The organism is Steroidobacter denitrificans (genome assembly GCF_001579945.1).
Lineage (GTDB): Bacteria > Pseudomonadota > Gammaproteobacteria > Steroidobacterales > Steroidobacteraceae > Steroidobacter > Steroidobacter denitrificans.
Window position 1 is genome coordinate 669770 of sequence record NZ_CP011971.1, and the last position, 24697, is coordinate 694466.

Here is a 24697-nt window from a genome sequence, read left to right on the forward strand (position 1 = left end):
CGACCCAAGAAAGGCCGGTAGACTTACGGATCCAGTCGTCGGGGCTGCCCCCGGATCGCCATCATGAAAGTTACCGTAGCCGCTACACAATTCGCCGCCGGCGAAGATCGCCGCGCCAACCTCGACAGCGCCGAACGGTTGGTCCGTCAGGCCGCCGCCGCGGGCGCGAACATCATCCTGATGCAGGAATTATTCGAAACACTCTATTTCTGCAAGGGCCACGATCCGGCCAATTTCGAACTGGCGCTGCCGATCACCGAGAATCCCGCCGTGCAGCGGTTTCAGGCGCTGGCGCGCGAGTTGAATGTGGTCCTGCCGGTCAGCATGTACGAACGCGCCGGCAACGTATTCTACAACAGCGTGGCGGTCGTGGATGCGGACGGGACGCTGCTGGGCGTATATCGCAAGGCCCATATTCCCGAAAGCCCGGGCTATCACGAGAAATTCTATTTCTCGCCTGGGGATACGGGCTTCAAGGTCTGGCGCACGCGCTTCGGGACGATCGGCGTGGCGATCTGCTGGGACCAGTGGTTCCCGGAGTCTGCGCGCGTCATGGCCTTGATGGGTGCAGAGATGCTGTTCTATCCCACGGCCATCGGCTCGGAGCCGCAGGATTCGGGCATCGATTCGCGCGACCATTGGCAGCGTGCGATGCAAGGGCATGCAGCCTCGAACGTGATGCCGGTGGTGGCGTCGAATCGCATCGGCATCGAGCGAGGGGGATCGTGGGAAGTTACTTATTACGGCTCTTCCTTCATTGCCGATCATGTCGGTGCGATCGTTGCACAGGCGCCGCGTGCGGGCGAAAGCATGGTCACTGCCTGTTTCGATCTGGAACAGATTCGTACCTATCGGCGTGCCTGGGGCGTGTTTCGCGACCGGCGTCCCGATCTATACGGTCCGATCATGACACTCGACGGCAGGCAATGAGTCTGTCGGCTGCTCGACACGCCGGCCGCCGCGCCGTGGCGGCGGCAAACCGGTAGTACCCATGCAATTCTTTGCTTCCTGTCCCCCCGGCGTTGCCGATCTGACCGCCGCGGAACTGCGCGAGTGCGGCGCGGCTCGCACGCGCGAGTTCAAGCTGGGTGTGCAATTCGACGGAGAACTGGAGAGCGCCTATCGTGCCTGCCTGTGGTCACGCACCGCGAGCCGCGTGCTGTTGCCGCTCGGGACCTTTCCCGCCGCGACCGCAGAGGCTCTTTACGAGGGTGTGGGGTCGATCGATTGGGGCGGGCATCTCGATGCTGCCGGCAGCTTGGCGATCGAATTCGGTGGTGCCTCCAGCGGTATTACGCATACACATTACGGCGCATTGAAGGTCAAGGATGCGATCGTGGATCAGTTCCGGGCCCGTACGGGGCAGCGTCCATCGATCGATCTCGATCGGCCGGACATCCGCATCGACGTACGTCTGGATCGCGAACGCGCGACTGTCAGCCTGGATTTGTCAGGTGAGAGCCTGCATCGGCGCGGCTACCGCGTGCGCGGCGTGGCGGCACCCCTGAAGGAGAATCTGGCGGCTGCCATGCTGATGCGTTGCGGCTGGCCGGCGATGGTGGCGCTGGCGGCGAGTACAGCGGTGCCGGTTGGCGCGGAGCCGGGCATGCAGTCAGGATCTGCTCCCTTGCCGCTACCGGACGGTGGAGGATCGGACCTGGCTTTCGTCGATCCTCTGTGCGGCTCGGGCACCCTGGTGATCGAGGCGGCGCTGATCGCATTGGACATCGCCCCGGGCTTGTTGCGCCGGCGTTTCGGCTTCACCGGCTGGCGCGGGCATGACCGGGTGCTGTGGCAGCGTTTGGTCGAGGAGGCGCGCGCGCGACGCACGGCCGGCCGTACGCATCGTATCGGCTTGTATGGCTACGACAGCGATGCCGGTGCGGTCCGGGCGGCGAACGAGAATGTCGAACGGGCCGGGTTGCGCGACGTGGTGCGCATCGAGCGCCGCGAACTGGCGCGCCTGGTCCGGGAGAGTGGGGCGGCGCAGGGACTGTTGGCGACCAACCCGCCCTATGGCGAGCGCATCGGCGAGCAGGCGCAACTGCAGCCGTTGTACGAAACCTTGGGCAGACAGCTGCGTGAACATTTCGAGGGCTGGAAGGCCGCCGTGCTGACGGGCAATCCACCCCTGGCGAAGGCGATCGGTATCGAGGCGCGGCGCACCCATACCTTGTTCAATGGACGTATCGAATGCCGGCTGCTGCGTTTCGATGTCCTGCCGGCACAGTACCGTTCGCGCGAGAAGTCCGCAACGCCGCTGGAGGAGATTCTGGCGCGGCCGGGTGCACAAATGTTCGCGAACCGTCTGAGCAAGAATCTCAAGACGATGGGCGATTGGGCACGCCGCGAATCGATCGATTGCTTCCGCATCTACGACGCCGACATGCCGGAATATGCCTTCGCGATCGATTGGTACGGGGATGGTGAGGGCAACCGATGGGCCGTTGCGCAGGAATATGCGCCGCCCCGGACGGTCCAGCCGCAGGCTGCGCGCCAGCGTCGCCAGGAAGCGCTGGCGGTGATATCGAGGGTACTGGACATTCCCGCCGAACGGCTCTTCGTGCGTGAACGGCGCCGCCAGAAGGATGGTGCGCAATATGAGAAAGTCGCACACGAACGCGAATTCGAGATCGTTCGTGAACAGCCCTATCGATTTGCGGTCAATTTCAGTGATTATCTCGATACCGGCCTGTTCCTGGATCATCGGCTCACGCGGCGTTATCTCGGAGCGCTGGCGCGCGGAAAGCGCTTCCTGAATTTATTCGCTTACACCGGCGCAGCGACGGTATATGCCGTCGGCGGCGGCGCCGTGGCCTCCACGACGGTGGATATGTCGCATACCTACCTGGACTGGGCCAGGCGCAATCTGGCGCTCAACGGCCTGACCGGCCCCGCACATGAGTTTATACAGGCCGACTGTATGGCCTGGCTGGCGCAGCAGAGCGAGTCTTCCCCCTGGAAACGGCCGCGATCCACGCATACGGATCCCTGGGCCCGAGCGCAACTTCGGTATGGGTCGCAGTCTGGCGACGAATCGAAATTCCAGGAGAGGGTGCAGCAATGGGATCTTATGTTCATCGATCCGCCAACCCACTCGCGTTCCAAGCGTATGGAAGGTGACTTCGATGTCCAGCGTGACCATGTAGAGCTGCTGAGGATGGCGGCTAATCTGCTGGCACCGGACGGCGTCATTGTATTTTCCAATAATTATTCCCGCTTTCGGCTGGATGCGCAGGCGCTTGCCGGCTTCGATATCGAGGATATCGGTCCCAAGACCCTGCCGCGCGACTTCGCGCGCAATCCCCGCATCCATTCCTGCCATATCCTGCGTTTTCACTCGGTGAAATGAGCTCAAGCGTGTCTGCGCAGCGGTGCTCCCGCAACAGGGACTGCGGGTATACCGGATTGATATGAGGGGTCGATTACCGCAAAATCACAGGTTCCTTGCCCCTGTCCAGATTATTTCGAGCGGATCATTGATGTCCGTCGACGGGCTCGTGGCGGTCATAATGTTTTTCATCATTTCGAAGTACCTGTATGAGCGGTGATTCCTTCCAGGTCCAGTTCCATCCCAGACTGGGCATCGTCATCTACGACCCGGTGGCGCAGATGGGGCTGGCGCGTGAGCAGATGCGTCTGTTCAAATTAGGCGCGATGAGTGCGAGTACCTTCGTACGCAGCATCGTGAGCAAGGACATCGTGGCCTGCGAAGACCAGACGATGGCCGAGCATGCCGACGAGGTGGACGCCTACCGGACGGCGCGCAGCCGCCGCCGCAAGCCCTACTGCGAACAATGCCGGCGTCATTTCGGTTCGGTGGACTTCACGGTTTGCGGCGAGTGTCATGCGATCCGCTGCACCTGCGGCACCTGCGGTTGTGCCTCGAGTTCCCGCCGGCGCAAGGCCGCCTGAACAAGGCTGCTTGAAGACGCAGGCCGCCCGAAAAGGTACGGGTTCATCTCTTCGCCGCATGGCCCGCCGACGAATCCGGCGCCTTGGTTTCCCGAACCACCTATGATGAACCTGTTTCGTGTCTTTACGATCGAAGCGGCGCATCGCCTGCCGAATGTACCGGCGGGGCACAAGTGCGCGCGCCTGCACGGTCACTCCTTCCGCATCGAATTGCACCTGCGCGGCACAGTGGACGCGCATACAGGCTGGGTGATGGATTTCGCCGATGTGCGTGCGGCCTTCCAGCCGGTCTATGATCAACTGGATCACCATTATCTGAACGACATCCCGGGATTGGAGAATCCGACCAGCGAGAATCTGGCGCGCTGGGTGTGGGCGCAGACGCATCCCCGGCTGCCGTTGCTGCACAAAGTCATCATCCACGAGACCTGCACCAGCGGTTGCGAGTATCAAGGTCCCCGATAGCGGCCGACCGGAAACATTGGGTCGCAAGACGCCCAGGCCTTGCGGCAGGCCGCTCTCCGGCTCAGAGCAGATCGCGCAGCCGATACCAGAGCATCGCCAGCATCAGTGCCGGTGTCCGCAACAGCCGGCCGCCCGGGAAGCGGCGATGCCGCAAGCGGGAGAACACATCGAAGCGTTCGGCCTGGCCGGCGATCGCTTCCGCGATCAGCCGCCCGGCCAAGCCGGTCAGCGCGATACCGTGGCCGGAGAATCCCTGCAGATAATAGATATGGGGAGCCAGGCGCCCGAAGTCCGGCGCACGGTTCAGGGTGATATCCACGAAACCGCCCCAGGCATGCTCGATGCGCAGATCCGCCAGTTGCGGGAAGACCTGCAGCATACGCTTGCGGGTCGCGCGCGCCGTATCGAAGGGATCATGCCCCGAATAGCTCACGCGTCCGCCGAACAGCAACCGGTCATCCTGGGAACGGCGGAAATAGTCGAGCACAAAATTGATGTCCGCCACGGCGATGTTTTCACGCAGCAACTGGCGCATGCGTTCCTCGCCGAGCGTCTGAGTGGCGATGATGTAAGTTGCCACCGGCATGATACGCGCCCGCAGGGCGGGTACCAGTCCGTCGAGATAGGCGTTGCAGCACAGCGCCACCTGGCGAGCCCTGACCCGGCCGCCGGTGGTGACGAGCGTGGCGGGATCCGCAAGGTCCAGCGAGACGACTTGGGTGTGTTCGTGAAGGCGTGCACCGGCCGCTTGCGCGGCTGCCGCCAGGCCGAGCGTATAGTTCAAGGGATGCAGATGGCCGCTGCCGCGATCGAGCACTCCGGCGCAGTAGCGTTGCGTAGCCAGCAGTGCCTCGACACCACTGCGTTCCAGGAACTCCAATTGCGAATATCCGTAGCGATCCTGCAACGTTCGCATGTCCTGCTGTAGTTCATCGCGCTGGCGGGGCTTGACTGCGACATGCAGGTGACCCCATTGCAGATCGCAATCGATCGCATGGCGGCGTACCTGCTCGCGCAGCAGATCGAGGGCTTCCAGAGACATGTCCCACAAACGGCGTGCGTCCTGTTCGTCCATCTGTTGCTCGAGCACCTGCTGGCCGCAGGCATACCCGGCGATCGCCTGGCCGCCACTGCGTCCCGAGGCACCCCAGCCGATGCGGTGCCCTTCCAACAGGGCGACGCGATAGCCGCGTTCCGCCAGGTGCAAGGCGGTCGAACAGCCGCTGATTCCACCGCCGACGACACAGACATCGACCTCTATATCGTCCCCGAGGGGCGGATGAGCGGGGCCTGGATTGGCGGTGGCGGCGTAGTACGAAGAGACGTGGTCGTCGGACATGAGGATCGGAGTATGGAGACGGCAGCATAACGACTGGTGGGCCAAGCCGGCAAGCGGCCGGCTGTCGCGTGCAGCCGTCTGGAACGGTTGCGTCACGAAAAACTCTGTTCAGACGTGACGGCGGGATCTGTGCTTAAATGATCTGTGTTGCGGGCGTCCTCTTTATCGCCCGTTGAAGATGCCAAACGTGCCGACACGCAAACCCCTTATTGGTATTCCAGCCGATCGACGCCTGCTGGGCAATCATTACTTCCACTGCGTGGGAGAGAAATATATTCAAGCCGTGGTGCAGGGTGCCGGCGCACTGCCTGTGCTCATCCCGTCGTTGGGCGAGGGGCTGGGCGACATGAACGAACTGCTGGAAAACTTCGATGGCATCCTGCTGACCGGCAGCCCCTCGAACGTGGAGCCGTATCGCTACCAGGGTCCGGCAAGCGCGCCGGGTACGCTGCACGATACCCATCGTGATTCGACGACGCTGGAAATGATTCCTGCGGTAGTCGCTGCCGGCTTGCCGCTGTTGGCGATCTGCCGAGGCTTCCAGGAGATGAATGTCGCCTTCGGGGGGAGCTTGTGGCAGAACCTCCATGAGGCCGGGTTGCGCGATCATCGCGAAGATCCGCAAGCGCCTCTGGATATGCAGTACGGTCCGGCGCACGAGGTTGAGCTGGTGCCGGAGGGGTTGCTGCATCGACTGGCCGGCGCGGCGCGGCTCAAGGTCAATTCGCTGCATACCCAGGGTGTGCAACGGCTGGGCGATGGCCTGGAGGTCGAGGCACGTGCCGTCGGCGACGGCCTCGTCGAAGCGTTTCGCGTACGCAACGCGCCGGGCTTCGCATTGGGCTTGCAGTGGCATCCTGAGTGGAAGTTTCAGGACAACCCGTTTTCACGCGCCTTGTTTGCGGCCTTCGGCGAGGCGGCCAGGGCACGCGTGCGTGGGAGTATTCCTCAGGGCATCTATTCATGAGCGTCATCCAGCAATTCTTCAAGGAACATGCGATCTCCGAGGTCGAGGCGGTCATCCCCGACATGGCCGGTGTGGCACGCGGCAAGATCATGCCGGCGGAAAAATTCGCGGAGGAGGAGGGTACGCGCCTGCCGGAAAGCATTTTTCTGCAGACGGTCACCGGCGATTACCCGGACGATGAGCGCGCGATCAACCCCTCGGAGATCGACATCGTGCTGAAAGCCGATCCGGCTACGATCCGTGTCGTTCCCTGGGCTGCCGAACCCACCGCCCAAGTGATCCATGACAGTTACTATTCCGACGGCAAGCCGGTGACGATGGCGCCGCGCTATGTTTTGCAGCACGTGCTCGAGCTGTACGCCCAGCGCGGCTGGGATCCGGTCGTGGCTCCTGAACTGGAGTTCTTCCTGGTCGAGCCGAACGTCGACTCGGACTATCCGCTGAAGCCTCCGATCGGCCGCTCGGGTCGTCCCGAGATCGGACGGCAGGCCTATTCGATCGCGGCGGTGAACGAGTTCGATCCCCTGTTTGACGACATGTATGCGTTCTGTGAGGCCCAGGACATCGAGATCGATACCTTGATCCACGAGGACGGGGCCGCGCAGATGGAGATCAATCTGCTGCATGGAGACGCACTATCCCTGGCGGACCAGGTGTTTCTGTTCAAGCGCACGGCCCGCGAGGCGGCGATGCGTCACAAGATGTACGCAACGTTCATGGCCAAGCCGATGGCGCGCGAACCGGGCAGTGCGATGCACATTCACCAGAGCATCGTGGATCGCCGCGACAGGCTGAACATTTTCAGTGATGCCGAAGGACGTCCATCGCCGCTGTTCTATGCTTATATCGGCGGGTTGCAGCGCTACCTGCCGGCGGCGATGTCCCTGTTTGCTCCGAACGTGAATTCCTACCGGCGCATCACTCGCCACTATTCCGCGCCGATCAATACCCAGTGGGGCCATGACAACCGCACTGCCGGCCTGCGGGTGCCGGTGTCGAGTCCGGTTTCCAGAAGGGTCGAGAACCGTATCGCCGGAGCCGATGCCAATCCTTATCTGGCGATCGCCGCCTCCCTGGCCTGCGGCTATCTGGGCATGATCGAGGGACTCAAGCCCAGCGATCCCATCGCCGGCAGCGCCTATGACCTGCCGTTCACCCTGCCGCGAAACATTGAGGATTCCCTGCGGCTGCTGCGGGACTGCCGGCCGCTGATCGACATTCTGGGCGAACGCTTTGTGCTGGCGTACGCGGCGGTCAAGGAAACCGAGTACGAAACCTTCCTGCAGGTGATCAGTTCCTGGGAACGTGAGCATCTGCTGCTGAACGTCTGAGTGGAAGCCCGTAAAGGAGCCTGCCCGGTATTCCTTGCATCGCCGTCTATCCGCACGGGCACGAGTGCGTTACGCTTTATCGTGAACAGGCTGAGCCGGTACCGGTGCAAGATGCCCGGTCCATCCGAACATCACGGGAGATTTTTGGCGATGAACAACTCACAGCGCGTCGCACTGACGGTTGTGTCCGCGGCGCTGGCGCTGGGGAGCTGCGGTCAGAAGCAGGACGCCCGACAGGCGGAAGAAACCGGCGCCGCCGGGATGGAAGAGAAGGTTCTGCACGTCTTCAATTGGTCGGATTATATCGCCGAAGACACCATCAAGAATTTCGAAGCGCAGACCGGTATCAAGGTCACCTATGACGTGTTCGATTCCAATGACGTACTGGAGACACGGCTGCTGGCGGGCAACTCCGGCTTCGATGTGGTCGTGCCTTCGGCGTCCTTTCTGGAGCGCCAGATCAAGGCGGGCGTATTCCAGAAGTTGGACAAGAACCAGATTCCGAACCTGAAGAACATGGATCCGGATATCGAGCAGCAGGTGGCACTGCATGATCCGGGCAATCAATACTCGGTCACCTACATGTGGGGTACGACGGGGCTTGGTTATAACCCGGAAAAGATCAAGGCGGTCCTGGGCGATGTTCCGCTGGACAGCCTGGATTACCTGTTCGATCCGCAAAAGGCCGCCGGATTCAAGGACTGTGGGATCTCGGTACTCGATGCACCCGACGAGTTGCTCAAGATCGTACTGGCCTGGATGGGACGTGACCCCAATAGCGAGAAGGAAGATGATCTGAAGGCGGCCGAAGAGAAGCTGATGGCCATACGGCCGCTGATTCGCAAGATCCATTCTTCGCAATACATCGAGGATCTGGCGAACGGCGATATCTGCCTGGCGCTGGGTTGGAGCGGTGACATCCTGCAGGCGCGTGATCGAGCCGAGGAGGCGGGCCGGGGCGTGGAGGTCGAATATGTCATCCCGAAGGAAGGCACGATCATCTGGTTCGATATGCTGGCTATTCCGGCGGATGCCAAGCACCCGCGCAACGCCCATGCCTTCATTAATTACCTGATGGATCCGCAGGTTGCAGCGAGAAATTCCAATTTCGTCAATTATGCGAACGCCAATGCGGCTTCGCTGGAATATCTGGATGATGCCGTCAAGAACGATCTGGGTATCTATCCGCCGCCTGAGGTGAAAGCCAAGCTGTTTCCGTCGCTGGCTTACAGCGAGGGATTCCAGCGACTCATGAACCGCATGTGGACCCGGTTCACGACGGGGCGCTAACGCCTCCCTGGCGGGCCGTCTAGTGATAGGTAGTCTTCGCCCATGGCCCTTGCCTGCCGTGCCTTCGGATTCACGGTAGGCAAGGGCCATGGGCTGAGACTACAGTCCGCCGATCGGGCGGCCAAGACCTGATCAAGCTTGATTCCGAGGCACGGTAGTCGAGGATCATGAGCGGAATTTTCTATCCCGAAGCGCGTGCCGTTCTTGAATAATCATTTCAATTAATCAACGGTGTTTCATGGCGAGCAATGCGCGCCCTCAGCCGGTGCTTCCTCCCTGGAGCGATCCCCAGTCGGAACCTTACGTGCGTATCGAGCACGTCACAAAAAAATTCGGTGAATTTCCGGCCGTCAATGATGTTTCACTGAAAATCTACAAGAAGGAATTGTTTTGCCTGCTGGGCGGTTCGGGCTCCGGCAAGACCACTCTGCTGCGTATGCTGGCGGGATTCGAGGAACCGACCAGCGGCAGAATCTTCATCGATGGAGTCGACATGACCGGCGTGCCGCCGTATGAGCGGCCGGTGAACATGATGTTCCAGTCCTATGCGCTGTTTCCTCATATGAGTGTGGAACAGAACGTGGCATTCGGACTGAAGCAGGACCGGATTCCCAAGGCGCAGATCACCGAGCGGGTGGCCGACATGCTGAACCTGGTGAAGCTCTCGCAGTTCGCCCGGCGCAAGCCGCACCAGCTTTCGGGCGGGCAGCGCCAGCGCGTCGCTCTGGCGCGCTCCCTGGTGAAGCGGCCCAAGCTGCTGCTGCTGGATGAGCCGCTGGGGGCGCTGGACAAGAAGCTGCGCGAACACACCCAATTCGAACTGGTGAACCTGCAGGAAAAGCTAGGTGTCACTTTCGTGGTCGTGACCCATGATCAGGAAGAGGCGATGACCTTATCGACGCGTATCGGCGTGATGAATCAGGGGGAGATCGTCCAGGTCGGCAGTCCCAAGGACATCTACGAATATCCCAATAGCAAATTCGTCGCGGAGTTCGTCGGCAACGTCAATATGTTTCAGGGCCGGCTGATCGAGGATGAGCCGGATCATGTGCGAATCGACAGTCCTGAAATCGGCGCTACGATCTACGTCGATCATGGCGTCAGCTCGGCGCCGGATGCCGTGGTATGGGCGGCGATCCGGCCCGAGAAAATGCTCATCGGTATCGAAAAGCCCGTGCAGCAGGACAATGTCGCCCGCGGCGTGGTCAAGGAGATCGCCTATCTCGGCGACATGTCCGTGTATCTGGTGCAGTTGGATTCCGGGAAGATCGTGCGCGTGACCCAGCCGAACGTGTATCGGCATGCGGACGATCTGGTGACCTGGGATCAGACCGTGTACCTGTCCTGGCACGCCTCCAGCGCCGTGGTGCTGGGCAAGTGAGCAGGGGATCGCCGGGCATTCATCGGTACGTTGCAGGGGGGCAGGCGCTCGTACGTGCCGTGCGAGATCTGCCGGCCTGCCGCTGGGTGCGCACGCGCCTTTTGCACCAGGGAACAGGGGGCCGTACCGCGGTGATCGCCGTGCCGTACCTGTGGCTGCTGCTGTTCTTTATCGTGCCCTTCGTCATCGTTCTGAAGATCGCATTCTCCGAAACGCAGATTGCCCTGCCGCCTTATCAGCCGCTGCTGTACTGGACCCGGGACCGGGTGCTGGAGATCAAGCTCAATATAGGCAACTTCCTGTTCCTGCTGGAAGACGATCTGTACTGGAAAGCCTACCTGAATTCGATCAAGGTCGCGGCCGTGTCGACGCTGTTGTGCCTGTTGCTGGGTTATCCGATGGCTTACGCGATTGCACGGGCCCGCGCCACCTGGCGCATCATTTTGTTGATGATGGTGGTGCTGCCCTTTTGGACCTCGTTCCTGCTGCGGGTATATGCCTGGATCGGTATCCTCAAGAACAATGGGTTGATCAATAATTTTCTGATGTGGATGGGCGTCATCGATCAGCCTATCGTGATGCTGCAAACAGACTTTGCGATCTATGTCGGCATCGTCTATTCCTATCTACCGTTCATGGTCCTGCCGCTGTATGCAGTCCTGGAGAAAATGGATCTGACCTTGCTCGAGGCGGCGGCGGACCTGGGCAGTCGTCCATTTCGCTCCTTTTTGACGATCACTCTGCCATTGTCCATGCCCGGTGTCGTGGCCGGCTCCATGCTGGTGTTCATTCCCGCGGTCGGTGAATTCGTAATTCCCGCCTTGCTGGGCGGCCCGGATACGCTGATGATCGGCAAGGTCTTGTGGACTGAATTCTTCAGCAATCGTGACTGGCCGGTCGCCAGCGCCGTGGCGATCGCATTGCTGGCGCTGCTGGTCGTGCCGATCGCGTTTCTGCAGCGATCACAAAGGGCACAGGAAGGCAGGTTCTAGTCATGTCGCCGCGCCTTCCTTTTTTTCGCCTGAGCGCCCTGGTCTTCGGTTTCGCGTTTCTGTACATCCCGATCCTGTCTTTGATCGTATATTCGTTCAACAAGTCGCGGCTGGTGACTGTCTGGGGCGGATTCTCCACCGAATGGTACGTACGGCTGTTCAGCAACGAGCAGATTCTGAACGCCGTCTGGCTGTCCTTGAAGATTGCGGCCGTCAATGCCACGGGAGCGGTCATCCTCGGAACGCTGGCCGGATTGGCCTTGACCCGTATGGGCGGGTTCAGGGGCCGGACCTTGTTGTCGGGTATGACGACGGCACCGCTGGTGATGCCGGATGTGATCACGGGCTTGTCCTTGTTGCTGCTGTTCGTCGCCATGGAGCAGCTGCTGGGCTGGCCGCAGGGTCGAGGTGTCACGACGATCACGATCGCACACATGACCTTGACGCTGGCCTATGTCACGGTCATCGTGCAGTCGCGTCTGTCGACCCTGGATGATTCACTGGAAGAGGCGGCCATGGATCTCGGTGCGCGCCCAGCCACGATTTTTTTCGTGATCACCCTGCCGATCATTGCGCCTGCGCTCCTGGCGGGCTGGCTGCTGGCGTTCACGATTTCGCTGGACGACCTGGTGATCGCCAGTTTCGTTTCCGGCCCGGGTTCGAGTACCCTGCCGATGGTGATTTTCTCGAAGGTGCGCCTGGGTGTGAGTCCGGATATCAACGCGCTGGCGACCATCATGGTGGCGTTGGTGACCCTCGGTGTCGTCATTGCCGGTATCCTGATGGCTCGCCGGGAGGCGCGGCGTCAGCGCGACATCCAAATGGCAGCCGGCTAGGATCCGCCGGTTACGCGGTGGCACCAGCGATGCCATGCAGGGCGCCGATGGATGTCCGGCGCAGAAGCCTCGAGATTGGAGCAGGCCCATGAAGAATTCGACTCGCTTGAATCATCCGCCGATCGTTGCCGTGGCGACGGACAATCGGCCGCTGGTGGCGCCGATCTACCAGTCCGTCAAGTTCACATTCGATGATGTCGTTCAGACGCAGCGCCACTCGCGCGGCGAGCGTGAAGGGTTCGCCTATTCGCGGGTATCGAATCCGACCTTGCAGCAACTGGAACTGACCCTGGCACAGTTGCAGGGTCGTGACGCCTGTCTGTTGACCGCATCGGGGGTTGCGGCAGTCAACCTTGCCATGTTGTCTCTATGCAAGCAGGGCGATCATGTAGTGTCGTTCGCCGAACTCTACCAGCCGACACGCTACATGATCCGGCGCCTGCTGGGACGCTATGGCGTATCCCACACGATTCTGTCGCTGGAGGATATCGAGGGTATCGAGCAACTGCTGGCGTCCACGCCGACTCGGCTGGTGATGTTCGAATCGCCGAGCAATCCGGTCCTGAAGATTGCGGATATCGGGCGTATCACGGCCGCGGCCCGTGCTCACGGCGCGCTCACGGTCATGGATAATACGTTCGCAGGATTCCATAACCACGGGCAGTTCGATATCGACGTGTATGTGCACAGTCTCACCAAATATGCGGGGGGACACGGCGATGTCATGGGCGGCGCGGTGATCGCCCGGCAGGAACTCATCGACGCCATGCGCACGGATTTCATCGTCATGGGTGCGACGCTGGATCCGCATGCGGCCTTCCTGATCCAACGAGGAATGAAGACCTATGCGCTGCGTTACGAGCGGCAATGCGACAATGCCTCGAAGGTGGCGCGTTGGCTGGCGTCGCAACCCGGCGTGGCGCGTGTGCGTTATCCGGGTCTTGCCGCACATCCGCAATATGCGCTTGCACGGGCGCAGATGCATGATTTCGGGACCGTCGTGACCGTGGATTTGGAGGGCGGTGAGACGGCTGTGAACCGCTTCTCGGAGGCCTTGCGCCTGTTCACGATCTCGGCCAGTCTGGGTTCGACCGAATCGCTGGTGCAGCCCGGCCGGTTGATGTGGCCGTCGGATCTGGATGCGATACAGCGCCAATGGGCCGAAATCACGGCGGCGACGATGCGTTTGTCCATCGGCATCGAAGATGTCGAAGATCTGCTCGAGGATATGCGGCAGGCGCTGCATCAGGCCGGGCGGGCAGCGCCTGTATAGTTCTGGATCAACAGCGAGGCGGTTCAGAAGCTGCCGAACACGTGTACCCGATGCCGATGATAGGGTAGCACCTCCAGTACGTCGCCTTCCTGCAGACGTTGCTGAATCTCACGCCACCACTGCGCCGTCATGACCTCGCCGTGCACCTCGAGGAAGACCGTTTTCAGGCGCTCGTCGAAGCCCAGGAAGTTGATGAATGTCTCCGGGAATACGTCATTCTCATTGACGTGAAACCAGGCCTCCGCGCGCATCTCGTCCTCCTCATGGCGGGCTTGCGGCACCTCCCGGAAGCGGCAGTCGGAGACCGCGCAGAGTTCGTCGTAGTCATAAAAAATCACACGTCCGTGGCGCGTCACGCCGAAATTCTTGAGCAGCAGATCCCCGGCAAAAATGTTGGTGACGGCCAGGTCGCGTATGCATTGGCCGTAATCGAGCACCGCCAGTTCGGCGTCTCGCGGTGAGGCGTCACGAAGATACAGGTTGAGCGGAGTCATGCGGCGCTCGATATACATATGGCCGATGACCAGTTCGTCTCCCTCGAAATGAACCGTATTGGCCGCTTCGTTATTCAATTCCTCCAGCACGGCTGCGGAAAAGCGGGCCACGGGAAACTTCAGGCGCTTGAACTCCTGGGCATCGACCAATCGCCCGGCCCGGTCATGTTTGAACACCAATTCGTATTTCTGCAGGACCTCCTCCCTCAGGACGTTCTTGGGATAGGCGAAGCGGTCGCGAATGATCTTGAAGACCACATCGTAGGAGGGCAGCGTAAAGCAGATCATCACCAAACCCCGCTCCCCCGGCGCATGTATGAACTGATCTTCACTTTGTTGCAGATGCCGGAACAGTTCTCGATAGCGTTCGGTCTTGCCCTGTTTGGCTCGACCTAGGACGGTATAAAGCTCGCTGACGGCCTTGAGCGGCAGGATGCTTTTCAGAAATACGACCGCCTGCCCCACATGGGTCAGATCCGCATGGAAGTAGGAGCGGGTGAAGCTGAACAGGATACTGACGGTGTCCTCATCCATCATGACGGCATCGATGACGATGCCACTGTCGGAGTTTTTCAGGGCCAGCACGAACGGGCGCATCCAGCCAGGACCGCTGATGCGGCCGACGACATAGGCGCGGGTCATCTGAAAGAACACCGTGCGAATGAATTCGATCTGCGTGACCTGCAGCGGCGGCTGCGAGGCGGTGGCATCCCGTTCGAGCTGTGCGCGTACTTCGTTCGTGATGATCTGGATGCTGCGTTCGAAATCCACATAAGGAGTACGGAATCGATACTCGGTCAGTACATCCTCGAACAACAGCTCCAGGGAGCCGCGATTCACATATACGGAGGTCTGAATTTGTGCGGTGATCGCCGCTATGGGGTCGAAATCCAGGGCAACGAACTCGACGGCAGCGTCGACGCCGACCGTGCCGAAGGTTCTGCGCGTGACGGAGTTGAAGAAAGTCTTGTCGAATTCGCGGTCGGGCAGGGTTTCGATGAGCATGGTGAAGCGGCGCTTGATACTGCTCCATACTGCGCGCTCGTTCACGTCCTCGCCAAGCCGGTTGCGCATCTGGGCGACGGCGCGATTGACGCATTTCTCGTACAGTTCGATGCGCTCCACTGCATCACGCTGGCTGCCGCGCCAGTCGCGCTCCTCGAATCGGTGGGGCGCACGCCGGGTGATTGCGCGGTATTCGGTATTGTAGTCGGCGAACGCCCGGGCCAGGGCCGAGGCGCATTGCTCCACCAGGAGGTCTCGCGGAGAGTTGCCCGGCGGCAGGGGAAGGCTGGAGGATTCGATTATGGACGACATGGCGGATTATCGATCATCTGCCCTTGGTCTTCGATAACAATCGTCACACGAACCTTTCGTGGATCTCTGCAAAAAGATACGGGGCGCACGCGGCGCCCCGTATCGAATCGACAACCGAGGCCCGAAATACGTGCCTCGGAACGAGCGGCCGCAGCCGTGGATCATAGATTGCGAATCAGCGCATCGCCGAATTCGCTGCACTTCACTTCCTTGGCTCCTTCCATGAGGCGGGCGAAGTCATAGGTCACCGTCTTCTGGGCAATGGTTCTGTCCATGGCGGTGATGATGGCATCGGCTGCCTCGACCCAGCCCATATAGCGCAACATCATTTCGCCGGACAGGATCACTGAGCCGGGATTGACCTTGTCCATGTTCGCATACTTCGGTGCCGTGCCGTGCGTGGCCTCGAATACCGCGTGACCGGTGACGTAGTTGACATTGCCGCCCGGGGCGATGCCGATGCCGCCGACCTGCGCCGCAAGGGCGTCGGAGAGATAATCGCCGTTGAGGTTCATGGTTGCGATGACGTCGAATTCCTCGGGACGGGTCAATATCTGCTGCAGGGTAATGTCCGCGATGGCATCCTTGATGATGATCTTGCCGGCTTTTACGGCTGCATCCTGTTCTTCATTCGCGGCCTTTTCGCCCTTGGCGGCCTTGGTGCGCTCCCATTGATCCCAGGTGTAGGTCTGGTCGGCGAATTCCTTCTCCGCCAGTTCGTACGACCAATTGCGAAAGCCGCCTTCCGTGAACTTCATGATATTGCCCTTGTGCACGATCGTCACGCTCTTGCGCTGGTTGGCGATCGCGTACTCGATGGCGGCGCGGAACAGGCGCGCCGTGCCTTCCTGGGAGACTGCCTTGATGCCGATACCGGAGGTATCCGGGAAGCGGATCTTGGCGTACTGTTTCGGGAAGGTTTGTTTGAAAAGTTCCAGGAACTTCTTGTTCTCCGGTGAACCGGCCTCGAATTCGATGCCGGCATAGATGTCTTCGGTGTTCTCGCGGAAGATCGCCATGTCCACTTTCTCGGGCGCCTTGACGGGAGAAGGTACGCCTTTGAACCAGCGTACCGGGCGCAGACAGACATACAGGTCGAGCATCTGGCGCAATGCGACATTCAAGGAACGGATGCCTCCGCCGATCGGCGTCGTCAGGGGGCCCTTGATCGACACCAGGTATTCGCGGCAGGCGGCGACGGTTTCGTCGGGCAGCCAGGTATTGAACAGATCGTTGGACTTCTGGCCTGCATAGACTTCCATCCACTGGATCTTGCGCTTGTCACCATAGGCTTTCCGGACAGCCGCATCGAGCACGCGTACCGACGCACGCCATATGTCCGGGCCGGTGCCGTCGCCTTCGATGAAGGGGACGATGGGTTGGTCGGGAACGGTCAGCTTGCCGTTTTGAATCGTGATTTTCTGGCCTTGTGCAGGCACGTTGAGTTTGGGCGCCGACATCAACAGACTCCATGGGGGAGGGGTTTGAAGGGCGGAATTCTAGCACAGCAGGGTTCCGGGCACCGGCGCGTCGGCCAGGGTGAAAGAAACAGGCCGAAAAGCAGGTTTTCAGGCGAAATCCACCGTGGCTGTCACCCCGGCCGGGCTGTTTTCGAAGCGTATGGACCAGCCGTAGCGCTCGCAGATCCGTCTGACCAGGTACAGGCCCATGCCATGTCCGCCGGGGTGGGTGGTGAAGCGGCGCACCGTGGCGGACAGCGCATCCGGCGGTAAGGTTCCGGCATTGCTGACGGTCAGGACTCGTCCCTGCCAGCGGCAATATATTTCCTGGCCGACACCATGCTGCACGGCGTTGCGCACCAGATTGCCGATTGTCATCGCTACCATACTTTCAGGAATCGCGAGCCGCAGATTCGAATCCGCCTGGAGATCCAGCCTGATGCGTTTTCCCGGCGCGACGTTGCGTTGATCTTCCACGACACGCATCAGCACGGCAGGCAGATCGCATTGGGTACCGTCCGGGATATCGGCGTGCTCACGCGAGAGTGCGAGCAGCGCATCGGTAAATTCGCTCATTTCACGTACTGCTCGCTGGATGCGCCCCAGCGGCTTGAGCATGTCGGGACGATGGGCGGCGAGTTGAGCCTCGAGCAGTTCGACCGCGCCGCGCATGACCGCCAGCGGCGTGCGCAGTTCATGGCTGGCGGCGGCGGTGAAGGACTGTTCGCGTTCGACGAAGCCGTCGAGTCGTTCCATGAACATGTCGACGGAGCGTGCGATCGGCGCCAATTCGTTGCCGGCGAACTGCGCACCGATACGCACATGCCGCTCTCCCGGGTCTATCTGGGTCAACCGATCGGCCAGCGCGGTGACCGGTTCGACCAGCCGCCGGGAGATGGCCGCGGCGGCCAGCCCCGCCAGGAAGACGATCGTTGCGACGCCCAGAGCCAGGATGAGTACGGCGATCCATTCCTGGCGCGACAGCGTGGTGACGTCGTAGGTGATGTACAGGCGGCCGAAGTCGCCATCGCGCACGAGTACGTCCAGGAGTCTTCCGCCGGAGCGTACGCGGTGCATCTCGCCGGGGCGCAGCATCGCGATATGACGCGGTAATTCGGCGATGTCCGTGGATCGGTAGATCCGCAGTCGCGCCGAGCGCAGCGGTTCGGCGCCGCGATCCACGCGCATGCGCTGCTCGAAATGTGTCAGTTCCTCGGAAAGTAGATCCCAGGCGATGCTGCGCTTGAGCCGTTCATCGGCGAGGTAGGCGAAGGCGCTGAGCACCAGTCCCGCGACAGCCACCAGCACAATCATGGTTCCCGCGATGCGGGCTCGCAGGCTGAGCCGTGCGAATTTCTCCGCCAGTCTACGGACGGGACGGTTCCGCGGAGAGTCGATAGCCCGTGCCATGTATGGTGTGCAGCAGCTTGACGGAGAAGTTCTTGTCGATGGCGGCACGCAGCGCGTGCATGTGTGCGCGTAGAAAATCACCCTGCGGAGGCTGATCGCCCCACAGTTCCCGCTCGAGTTCGGCACGGGTCACGACCCGGTTCGCATTCTGCAACAGCAAAACCAGCAGGCGCCGCGTCGTCGGATTGAGCTTCAGGGATTCTCCGCCGCGTTCGGCTTCCAGAGTATCCAGGTCGAATCTAAGGTCGCCGATGCCGAGCACACGCGCAGATTCCGGCAAGTTGGCACGGCGGACCAGCGCTTTGATACGTACATCGAGCTCGGCGAGCGAAAAGGGTTTGACCAGGTAGTCGTCGGCGCCGGCCTCGAAACCCTCGATCTTGTCGGCGAGCAGATCCTTTGCGGTCAGCATGAGTACCGGCACCCGGGTATGTCCCGCCTGACGCAGGCGGCGGCATAGCGACAACCCGTCGAGTCGCGGCAGCATCAGATCCAGAACGATCACGTCGTAGTGTCGCCCGAGCGCCATCTGCAGGCCGGTCTCTCCGTCGCTGGCGTGTTCGACCACGCTGCCGCCGCGAGCCTGAAATGATTCGGCGATGTTGGCGGCGATGTCGTGATGGTCTTCTATGAGCAGCAGGCGCATGGGTCTGACGTGAGCAGGAGCGTCCAGCATACCCGGGAAGAGTTGGCGGCGCAGCCCGTTCCGCCACGGTAGATGGCCGGAAGTGCATGATTTTGCCCCGCGGCTTTACCGAGCGATACGGCGGATGCCGAAAACTCGAAAAAACTCTACAAATGCTTGGAAATTCATATTGGCAGAAAAGCATGTATGGATATACAGTCTCGATTGAATCCAAGCGTGTTCGAGTCCGGACGGCAGTGAGGCGGTTGTAGCGCGATTCCAGTGACTCATATTCGAGCGGACGGTCAACCGGCACCGGAGAAATCAGCGCTGGTTGCCGATGCGGTGCTGCTCGAGAAGGTCAGGTTCGAGAAGCTGGATTCGAGAAGGCAGGTTCATGACTAAGAAAACAGTGACTTCGAAACTCCGTCGTCCGGCCGGGCCGGTACGCCGCTCGCCGGCGGTGCCGGCCGAGGCGCGGATCCTGCCGGTGGAGGACGTGGAGGAAGAAGAGTATGAGCCGGCGGATCTTGCAACTTTGATCGAGTCCGAGCGTAGGGTGCTTCTGGAAGCGCATTCCTTGATGCAATGCCTGAAAGAGGTGCTGACCGGGGCGGATTTCGACGAAGCCCTGTTCTATGCCGACCTGGCGGGTGTGGCTGCAAAGATGGTGAATGAGTCAGTGGCACGCCTCGACGCCACGCAGGTCATGCCCATGATCGAGGCGCTGCGGCCGGCCTTGCGCACCAAGGCGCGTGCGAGGCAGTCTCGTATTCGAGTATCGTCCGGGAAACTCGAGGTCAGGGAAGCCAGGCCGGTGTACCTGTGCTAGCCCTCCATCGGTCATGCGGAGGCTGTGGCCGTGGCGTCAGTATTCTGTATAGCTTTTTTCCTCGACGATCCTGGAGCCGAGATTGATATTGATGCGGCGTTTCACAGCCGAACGTTCGTCGTTGGTGACGTAGACGGCGCGCGCCAGATCGATGAACTCCTGATCGAAGCTGTGCCGGCGTTCCTTGTCGCGGATGCGGTCCTCGATGTCCCAGAGTTTCTCATTGATGCTGCGCAATGCCGTTCGCTCAACATCGATATCCGACGCTGCATGGGCAGAATTACGCCAGGTCGCTTCCAGCAGGTCGAGTTCGATCCGCACGTTCGCGAGTTTTTCCGGGTCGCTGATGCGATCCGACTTGATTTGCAGGATGGTGATCTTGTCGATCAGTTCACCGGGAGAAACCGGTACCAGGATGTCAGTATTCATTGCGGCAGGTTAAGCGTCAGGACCGCGGCAAACAAGCCCGCTGGCGTCGCCGGGCGCTATCGCATCGCGGCTATGATGCCGCAGGACGGCCTGGTGACTGCGTCGTCACGGAAGCCGAGGAGTCCGTCCGTCCGTCCGTCCGTCCGCGGCACACCGGACTTTCCAGAAGATCGTGCAGCTTTCGGATGACCTGCTCGGGCGTGATCAGATCCATGACGCCGGCACGTTCGATCTTGGTGGTCCAGGGCAGTTTTGCGGCGGGTTTGCCATGATACTTGCGGGCGGCCGCGTCGTATTGGTCCACGCACCATTGCCGGCTGAGATAGGGGCCGCTGCGCGCCGGATTGGTTGCCGCATACAGACCGATCACGGGGGTGCCCACCGCGCCGGCCATGTGCGCCGGTCCAGAGTCCGGCGTCAGCAATACGGCGGCACGTTCGATCGTCGCCAGGAATTCCAGAAGCGTGTCCTGGCCGATCGTGTTGCGGCATTCGCGGCGCATATGTCCAAGAATCGAGTCGCCCATGCGCCGCTCGGTCTCGCTGCGGCCGCCGCACAGCACCACCTGCATTCCCAAGGTCGCCACCGCATGATCGGCGACTTGTGCATAGTGTTCGGCACGCCAATTGCGCAGCGGATGGCTGGCGCAGGGGCTGATGAGCAGGGTGGATACGGCAGGGTCGGGGATGATCCGCCGGGCATAGTCGCGGGCCGCGTCGGGGATCGGAATATCCCAGCGCAACTGCCTGTCGACCTGGAAATACTCGGCGAACCCGAACAGGGAATCCAGGACATGCTGCCGCCGCCTGGGATGGATGCGCCGGGTCGTGAACAGCCACTGCAGTTCGCGTGCGCGCGCACGATCGAAGCCCAGTCTGATGCGCGCGGGCACCAGCGTGGAGAGTATGCTGGCGCGCAGGGCCAGTTGCATATGCATGAGCACGTCGAAGCGGCGCCCGCGCATGGCGTGCGCCAGGTTGCGGGCTGACTTCAGAAGACTGCCCTTGTCGAGCACGATGAACTCGATGTCGGGTATGTGGCCGAACAGCTTGGCTTCCACGCGTCCGATGATCCAGGTGAAGCGCGCCGTCGGCCAGGCGCACTGCAGGCTGCGCACCACGGGCAATACGTGACAGGTATCGCCGATGGCCGAGAGCCGCAGGATGCAGACGCTTTCCGGAGGGTTGATGGATGCGGAGGGCATTACCTTACTCTTCATGTATCGCTATTCTTGCACGTACTTGCCGCCAACGGCCGCCGTCCTGGGTTCGTGATACCCGTGCCGATCCATCCTGTCGATCAATCCAGCCATTCCATGGTCCATGACGACCCGGACGGCTCGTACGAGAATTCCTGCAGCGATGCGGGAGGCGGCGGCAATTCCACGGCAGCGCCCATCGAGGAACGGTTTTTCGCTGTCCCCGGCGGCGGTATCCTGTACGACCCCGCATGCGTGGAACTGCCGACGGACCGGTCTGCGGATCGTCTGGCCAATGCTCTGTTCGATCGTTCCCATTGGGCGTCGCTGGGTGTGCTGGAGGAGTTCGCGGGCGGGCGCGGTTCGGTTGCGTTGATTCGCATGGGTATGCGCGCCGGTTCCAGCAATGATGGGCAAATCGCGAACGCGCAGGCATGGGTGCTGAGGCATTATCGGCGCGGCGGCTGGGCGGCCCGATTTTCCGCCGATCGCTACTTCTGGCTGGGGACGGACCGCGCACGTTCGTTCCTGGAATGGCGTCTGCTTGCGCAACTGCGCCGCCAAGGACTCCCCGTACCGCATCCGGTCGCTGCGCGCTATGTGCGCAGGAACTGTACTTATCGGGCGGATCTGCTCACCTCCTGGTTGCCCGCGACACGTACCTTGGCGGAGGCGATCACCGGGGCGGAACTGCCGTCTGCCCTATGGTCCATGGTAGGCCGGACGATTGCGGCGTTTCATCGCGAGGGGGTGCAGCACCCGGATCTCAATGCCGCTAATATTCTGCTGCGCGAGGATCTGCTGGAGGGATGGAAAGACGGTCGTACTGAGGATCCGGTAGATGCCGTGCTGGCGCCACCCGTCCATTTGCTCGATTTCGATCGTGGCCGGATTCGTGCGCGCGGCGCCTGGGAGGGGCGGGTGCTGGCGCGGCTGGCGCGGTCGCTGCGCAAGATCCGCCGGCTACACGTGGACGTGAGGTTCTCGGAAGCGAACTGGCTTGCGCTCATGGAGGGGTATGAGCACGGATTATGAGCCGGCGTTACGGCATCCGATCCGGCATGGATGTGCCGCAGCCCACGAGCGGCCGTTGCCCAGGAGCGCTCCTGGCTAACGCTCCGGATCCGATTCCTTGCGGTAATAGTCGGGATAATCCGGCACCAGGCCCTTGAAACGCCGGTGCACCCATAAATATTGCGCCGGCACCTTGCGTATTTGTGCCTCGATCAGTTCGTTGAATCGCCTTGCATCGGCAGCGGGATCGTCGCTGGGAAAATCATCGAGCGCCGGATGAATCACCATCCGGTAGCCTCCTTTGGGTAGGCGCTCCTGGAAGAACGGCAGCACGGCGGCTCCCGTCATCCGTGCCAGGCGCGAGGTGGCCGTGTTGGTCGCCGCGGGGATCCCGAAGAATTCGACCATTTGTGCGCCTTTCTTGCGGTAGGCCTGATCCGGCGCGTACCACACCGGTTCGTTGCTTTTTAGCGCAGTGATCAAGTTGCGCACATCATCGCGGGGGATGGCCCGCTTCGCACGCAGTCCCCGGTTGCGCATCAAAAAACGCTCCATGACCGGATTCTTTGTCGGGCGATACATGATGTTTGTCGGCAGCTCCATGGCCAGCACCCGTCCGCCGATTTCCACCGTCGTGAAATGGGCACTGAGCAGGATGGCGCCACGGCCGCGGGCCAGTGCGGCGTGCAGATGCTCCATGCCTTCCAGCTGTGTCAATGAGCTGATGCGCTCATCGGGACTCCACCAGCTCATCGCAGTTTCGAACAGGCCGATGCCGATGCTGTGGAAATGATCCCGCAGCAATTGCTCGCGTTTCGCTTCGGTGCATTCGGGAAAGCACAGTGCCAGATTACGCCGGGCAATATGCGCGAACGACAGGGGCAGGTGTGCAGCCACATCGCCGATCCGGCGGCCGAGCCATAGCAGGACCGGGTAGGGCACGGGTTCCAGCAGCCTCAGCATGCCCAGCGCGATCCAGGTAGGCCAGTAGCGGGGATGCCAAAGGCGCCTCCTCCCCTGCCGGGCCGATGGCCCGATAGGGGAGGAGGGTTTCGCTGCGTGTTGTGTGGCCGAAACGTCGCTCGAGACGGGTGCGTGGCGTTTGCCCTGGTTCATGTGCGGTAGGGATCCACGGCGGTGCCGGACTGTTGGAAGCGTTTGTAGGCCCACAGGTATTGCGCCGGAACGGTCCGGGTATGTTCCTCGATCATTTCGTGGAAGCGCCGGGTATCGGCGATCGGATCATCGGATGGAAAGTTTTCGATGGGGGGATGGATGCGCACCGTGTAGCCTGTGTCGTCTGCGCGCCGTTCGGGGAAGAAGGGTAACACCACAGCACCTGAAATCCGGGCAAGCCGGGAAGTGGCGATATTGGAGGCCGCCGGATGGCCGAACAGGGGTACAAGCGCGCTGTTTTTGTCGGTGAATCTTTGATCAGGCGCATACCAGACGGGCAGATTATTACGTAAATTCTGCAGCAGATCGCGGATCTGTTCGCTGGAGATCGCCTGCACGGTATGCCGGGATCGTCCACGTCGGGACAATTCCGCGATCAATGCATTGCGTGGCGTGAGATACATGATACTAGTCGGCCCCAGCAGGGTCAGTGCCCGTGCGCCGATCTCCAAGGTGGTGAAATGCGCGCTGAGCAACAGTGCGCCGCGGCCCTTGGCTAGCGCCGTCTGCAAATGCTCGATACCCTCGATGCGGATCAGTTTGCGCATCCGCGCATCGCTTGCCCACCAGACCAGGCCGGTTTCCAGCAGTGCGCAACCGAGCGATTCAAAATGCTGCCGCAGCAGACGAGTGCGTTCCTCGGTCGTCAGCGTCGGCAGGCACATGGCGATATTGACGGCGGCGACATGGCGGGCGCGGCGGCTGAACCGGTAGGCAATGCGCCCCAGCATTCGTCCGCAGGCCAGCTGAAACGACAGCGGCAACAAGTTCAAGAGCCTCACCAATGCCAGGCCCAGCCACATCGCCCAGTATCGAGGCCCCAGGAAGCGGTACAGCGGTATGCGCTGCGGCTCCTGCGACGGTGGTCGGCGCGCGCGCCTGATCGGTGTTTGTTCGAGTACCATCTGCGCGCCTGAGAACGCCGGGTCGAGCCTGGAGAGGCGGGACCGTAA

At 61.3% G+C, this 24697-nt stretch carries 22 protein-coding genes; 13 read left to right on the plus strand and 9 right to left on the minus strand.

Annotated features, from left to right (window positions below):
- Window positions 1-63: 63 nt before the first annotated feature.
- From aguB to queD, 4 genes are all read left to right on the plus strand, one after another.
- On the plus strand, window positions 64-930 hold the full coding sequence (gene aguB / locus ACG33_RS02870) for an N-carbamoylputrescine amidase (RefSeq protein WP_066918535.1): 867 nt from the start codon (window positions 64-66) through the stop codon (window positions 928-930).
- Window positions 931-991: 61 nt separating this feature from the next.
- Complete coding sequence (gene rlmKL, locus ACG33_RS02875) at window positions 992-3352, plus strand: bifunctional 23S rRNA (guanine(2069)-N(7))-methyltransferase RlmK/23S rRNA (guanine(2445)-N(2))-methyltransferase RlmL (protein ID WP_066918538.1); 2361 nt, start codon at window positions 992-994, stop codon at window positions 3350-3352.
- A 188-nt stretch (window positions 3353-3540) separates the two neighbouring features.
- Entirely contained in the window at window positions 3541-3915 is a 375-nt protein-coding gene (locus ACG33_RS02880) for a hypothetical protein (protein WP_066918540.1), read from the plus strand.
- A 105-nt stretch (window positions 3916-4020) separates the two neighbouring features.
- Window positions 4021-4380: a 6-carboxytetrahydropterin synthase QueD gene (gene queD / locus ACG33_RS02885; protein WP_066922733.1), complete on the plus strand. Its 360-nt coding sequence runs from the start codon at window positions 4021-4023 to the stop codon at window positions 4378-4380.
- Between the two features lie 61 nt (window positions 4381-4441).
- On the opposite strand, the gene ACG33_RS02890 is transcribed toward queD, so the two are convergent.
- A complete protein-coding gene (locus tag ACG33_RS02890; protein ID WP_066918542.1) occupies window positions 4442-5719 on the minus strand; it encodes an NAD(P)/FAD-dependent oxidoreductase in 1278 nt (425 codons plus the stop codon).
- Between the two features lie 187 nt (window positions 5720-5906).
- Between ACG33_RS02890 and ACG33_RS02895 the strand changes: the two genes are divergently transcribed.
- The 7 genes from ACG33_RS02895 (at window position 5907) to ACG33_RS02925 (ending at window position 13789) form a co-directional block, all read left to right on the plus strand.
- On the plus strand, window positions 5907-6686 hold the full coding sequence (locus ACG33_RS02895; protein ID WP_210399156.1) for a gamma-glutamyl-gamma-aminobutyrate hydrolase family protein: 780 nt from the start codon (window positions 5907-5909) through the stop codon (window positions 6684-6686).
- The gene (locus ACG33_RS02900) at window positions 6683-8017 is read left to right on the plus strand and encodes a glutamine synthetase family protein (protein ID WP_066918544.1); all 1335 of its coding nucleotides are present in this window, start codon (window positions 6683-6685) and stop codon (window positions 8015-8017) included. Before ACG33_RS02895 ends, ACG33_RS02900 begins: the two co-directional genes overlap by 4 nt.
- A gap of 150 nt (window positions 8018-8167) precedes the next feature.
- Window positions 8168-9307 (plus strand): polyamine ABC transporter substrate-binding protein, encoded by a 1140-nt coding sequence (locus tag ACG33_RS02905; RefSeq protein ID WP_083536386.1) that lies wholly within the window; start codon window positions 8168-8170, stop codon window positions 9305-9307.
- Between the two features lie 238 nt (window positions 9308-9545).
- Window positions 9546-10688, plus strand: a complete 1143-nt coding sequence (locus ACG33_RS02910) for an ABC transporter ATP-binding protein (protein ID WP_066918546.1) — start codon at window positions 9546-9548, stop codon at window positions 10686-10688.
- 59 nt (window positions 10689-10747) lie between these two features.
- A complete protein-coding gene (locus tag ACG33_RS02915; protein WP_083536387.1) occupies window positions 10748-11680 on the plus strand; it encodes an ABC transporter permease subunit in 933 nt (310 codons plus the stop codon).
- Window positions 11681-11682: 2 nt separating this feature from the next.
- Entirely contained in the window at window positions 11683-12516 is an 834-nt protein-coding gene (locus ACG33_RS02920; protein WP_066918548.1) for an ABC transporter permease subunit, read from the plus strand.
- Window positions 12517-12604: 88 nt separating this feature from the next.
- Window positions 12605-13789 (plus strand): trans-sulfuration enzyme family protein, encoded by a 1185-nt coding sequence (locus ACG33_RS02925; protein WP_066918550.1) that lies wholly within the window; start codon window positions 12605-12607, stop codon window positions 13787-13789.
- A gap of 23 nt (window positions 13790-13812) precedes the next feature.
- Here ACG33_RS02925 and aceK read toward each other — a convergent pair whose 3' ends face one another.
- The 4 genes from aceK to ACG33_RS02945 form a co-directional block, all read right to left on the minus strand.
- Window positions 13813-15600 carry a bifunctional isocitrate dehydrogenase kinase/phosphatase gene (gene aceK / locus ACG33_RS02930; RefSeq protein ID WP_066918552.1) on the minus strand — a complete coding sequence of 596 codons (1788 nt, stop codon included), beginning with the start codon at window positions 15598-15600 and terminating at the stop codon, window positions 13813-13815.
- A gap of 161 nt (window positions 15601-15761) precedes the next feature.
- Window positions 15762-17060 carry an NADP-dependent isocitrate dehydrogenase gene (icd, locus tag ACG33_RS02935; protein ID WP_066918554.1) on the minus strand — a complete coding sequence of 433 codons (1299 nt, stop codon included), beginning with the start codon at window positions 17058-17060 and terminating at the stop codon, window positions 15762-15764.
- A 108-nt stretch (window positions 17061-17168) separates the two neighbouring features.
- Complete coding sequence (locus ACG33_RS02940) at window positions 17169-18470, minus strand: sensor histidine kinase (protein WP_066918556.1); 1302 nt, start codon at window positions 18468-18470, stop codon at window positions 17169-17171.
- Window positions 18427-19116, minus strand: a complete 690-nt coding sequence (locus tag ACG33_RS02945; RefSeq protein WP_066918558.1) for a response regulator transcription factor — start codon at window positions 19114-19116, stop codon at window positions 18427-18429. Before ACG33_RS02945 ends, ACG33_RS02940 begins: the two co-directional genes overlap by 44 nt.
- A 376-nt stretch (window positions 19117-19492) precedes the next feature.
- Here ACG33_RS02945 and ACG33_RS02950 point away from each other — a divergent pair, with 376 nt between their 5' ends.
- Window positions 19493-19927, plus strand: a complete 435-nt coding sequence (locus ACG33_RS02950; protein WP_157071646.1) for a hypothetical protein — start codon at window positions 19493-19495, stop codon at window positions 19925-19927.
- Window positions 19928-19963: 36 nt separating this feature from the next.
- Here ACG33_RS02950 and ACG33_RS02955 read toward each other — a convergent pair whose 3' ends face one another.
- Window positions 19964-20356 (minus strand): DUF6165 family protein, encoded by a 393-nt coding sequence (locus tag ACG33_RS02955; protein ID WP_066918562.1) that lies wholly within the window; start codon window positions 20354-20356, stop codon window positions 19964-19966.
- A gap of 70 nt (window positions 20357-20426) precedes the next feature.
- The gene (locus ACG33_RS02960) at window positions 20427-21575 is read right to left on the minus strand and encodes a glycosyltransferase family 9 protein (protein ID WP_083536389.1); all 1149 of its coding nucleotides are present in this window, start codon (window positions 21573-21575) and stop codon (window positions 20427-20429) included.
- 96 nt (window positions 21576-21671) lie between these two features.
- On the opposite strand from ACG33_RS02960, the gene ACG33_RS02965 reads away from it, so the two are divergent.
- Window positions 21672-22589: a 3-deoxy-D-manno-octulosonic acid kinase gene (locus ACG33_RS02965; RefSeq protein ID WP_210399157.1), complete on the plus strand. Its 918-nt coding sequence runs from the start codon at window positions 21672-21674 to the stop codon at window positions 22587-22589.
- Window positions 22590-22664: 75 nt separating this feature from the next.
- On the opposite strand, the gene lpxL is transcribed toward ACG33_RS02965, so the two are convergent.
- Together lpxL and ACG33_RS02975 are read right to left on the minus strand one after the other, a co-directional pair.
- Entirely contained in the window at window positions 22665-23531 is an 867-nt protein-coding gene (gene lpxL / locus ACG33_RS02970) for an LpxL/LpxP family Kdo(2)-lipid IV(A) lauroyl/palmitoleoyl acyltransferase (RefSeq protein WP_237392673.1), read from the minus strand.
- A 149-nt stretch (window positions 23532-23680) separates the two neighbouring features.
- Window positions 23681-24649 (minus strand): LpxL/LpxP family acyltransferase, encoded by a 969-nt coding sequence (locus ACG33_RS02975; protein ID WP_066918566.1) that lies wholly within the window; start codon window positions 24647-24649, stop codon window positions 23681-23683.
- Window positions 24650-24697 lie beyond the last annotated feature (48 nt).

Excerpts from the sequence above, each read along its gene's own strand:
- aguB (WP_066918535.1), top strand. The coding sequence starts at position 64 with ATGAAAGTTACCGTAGCCGCTACACAATTCGCCGCCGGCGAAGATCGC.
- rlmKL (WP_066918538.1), top strand. The coding sequence starts at position 992 with ATGCAATTCTTTGCTTCCTGTCCCCCCGGCGTTGCCGATCTGACCGCC.
- ACG33_RS02880 (WP_066918540.1), top strand. The coding sequence starts at position 3,541 with ATGAGCGGTGATTCCTTCCAGGTCCAGTTCCATCCCAGACTGGGCATC.
- queD (WP_066922733.1), top strand. The coding sequence starts at position 4,021 with ATGAACCTGTTTCGTGTCTTTACGATCGAAGCGGCGCATCGCCTGCCG.
- ACG33_RS02890 (WP_066918542.1), bottom strand. The coding sequence starts at position 5,719 with ATGTCCGACGACCACGTCTCTTCGTACTACGCCGCCACCGCCAATCCA.
- ACG33_RS02900 (WP_066918544.1), top strand. The coding sequence starts at position 6,683 with ATGAGCGTCATCCAGCAATTCTTCAAGGAACATGCGATCTCCGAGGTC.
- ACG33_RS02905 (WP_083536386.1), top strand. The coding sequence starts at position 8,168 with ATGAACAACTCACAGCGCGTCGCACTGACGGTTGTGTCCGCGGCGCTG.
- ACG33_RS02910 (WP_066918546.1), top strand. The coding sequence starts at position 9,546 with ATGGCGAGCAATGCGCGCCCTCAGCCGGTGCTTCCTCCCTGGAGCGAT.
- ACG33_RS02920 (WP_066918548.1), top strand. The coding sequence starts at position 11,683 with ATGTCGCCGCGCCTTCCTTTTTTTCGCCTGAGCGCCCTGGTCTTCGGT.
- ACG33_RS02925 (WP_066918550.1), top strand. The coding sequence starts at position 12,605 with ATGAAGAATTCGACTCGCTTGAATCATCCGCCGATCGTTGCCGTGGCG.
- aceK (WP_066918552.1), bottom strand. The coding sequence starts at position 15,600 with ATGTCGTCCATAATCGAATCCTCCAGCCTTCCCCTGCCGCCGGGCAAC.
- icd (WP_066918554.1), bottom strand. The coding sequence starts at position 17,060 with ATGTCGGCGCCCAAACTCAACGTGCCTGCACAAGGCCAGAAAATCACG.
- ACG33_RS02940 (WP_066918556.1), bottom strand. The coding sequence starts at position 18,470 with ATGGCACGGGCTATCGACTCTCCGCGGAACCGTCCCGTCCGTAGACTG.
- ACG33_RS02945 (WP_066918558.1), bottom strand. The coding sequence starts at position 19,116 with ATGCGCCTGCTGCTCATAGAAGACCATCACGACATCGCCGCCAACATC.
- ACG33_RS02950 (WP_157071646.1), top strand. The coding sequence starts at position 19,493 with ATGACTAAGAAAACAGTGACTTCGAAACTCCGTCGTCCGGCCGGGCCG.
- ACG33_RS02955 (WP_066918562.1), bottom strand. The coding sequence starts at position 20,356 with ATGAATACTGACATCCTGGTACCGGTTTCTCCCGGTGAACTGATCGAC.
- ACG33_RS02960 (WP_083536389.1), bottom strand. The coding sequence starts at position 21,575 with ATGAAGAGTAAGGTAATGCCCTCCGCATCCATCAACCCTCCGGAAAGC.
- ACG33_RS02965 (WP_210399157.1), top strand. The coding sequence starts at position 21,672 with ATGGTCCATGACGACCCGGACGGCTCGTACGAGAATTCCTGCAGCGAT.
- lpxL (WP_237392673.1), bottom strand. The coding sequence starts at position 23,531 with ATGCTGAGGCTGCTGGAACCCGTGCCCTACCCGGTCCTGCTATGGCTC.
- ACG33_RS02975 (WP_066918566.1), bottom strand. The coding sequence starts at position 24,649 with ATGGTACTCGAACAAACACCGATCAGGCGCGCGCGCCGACCACCGTCG.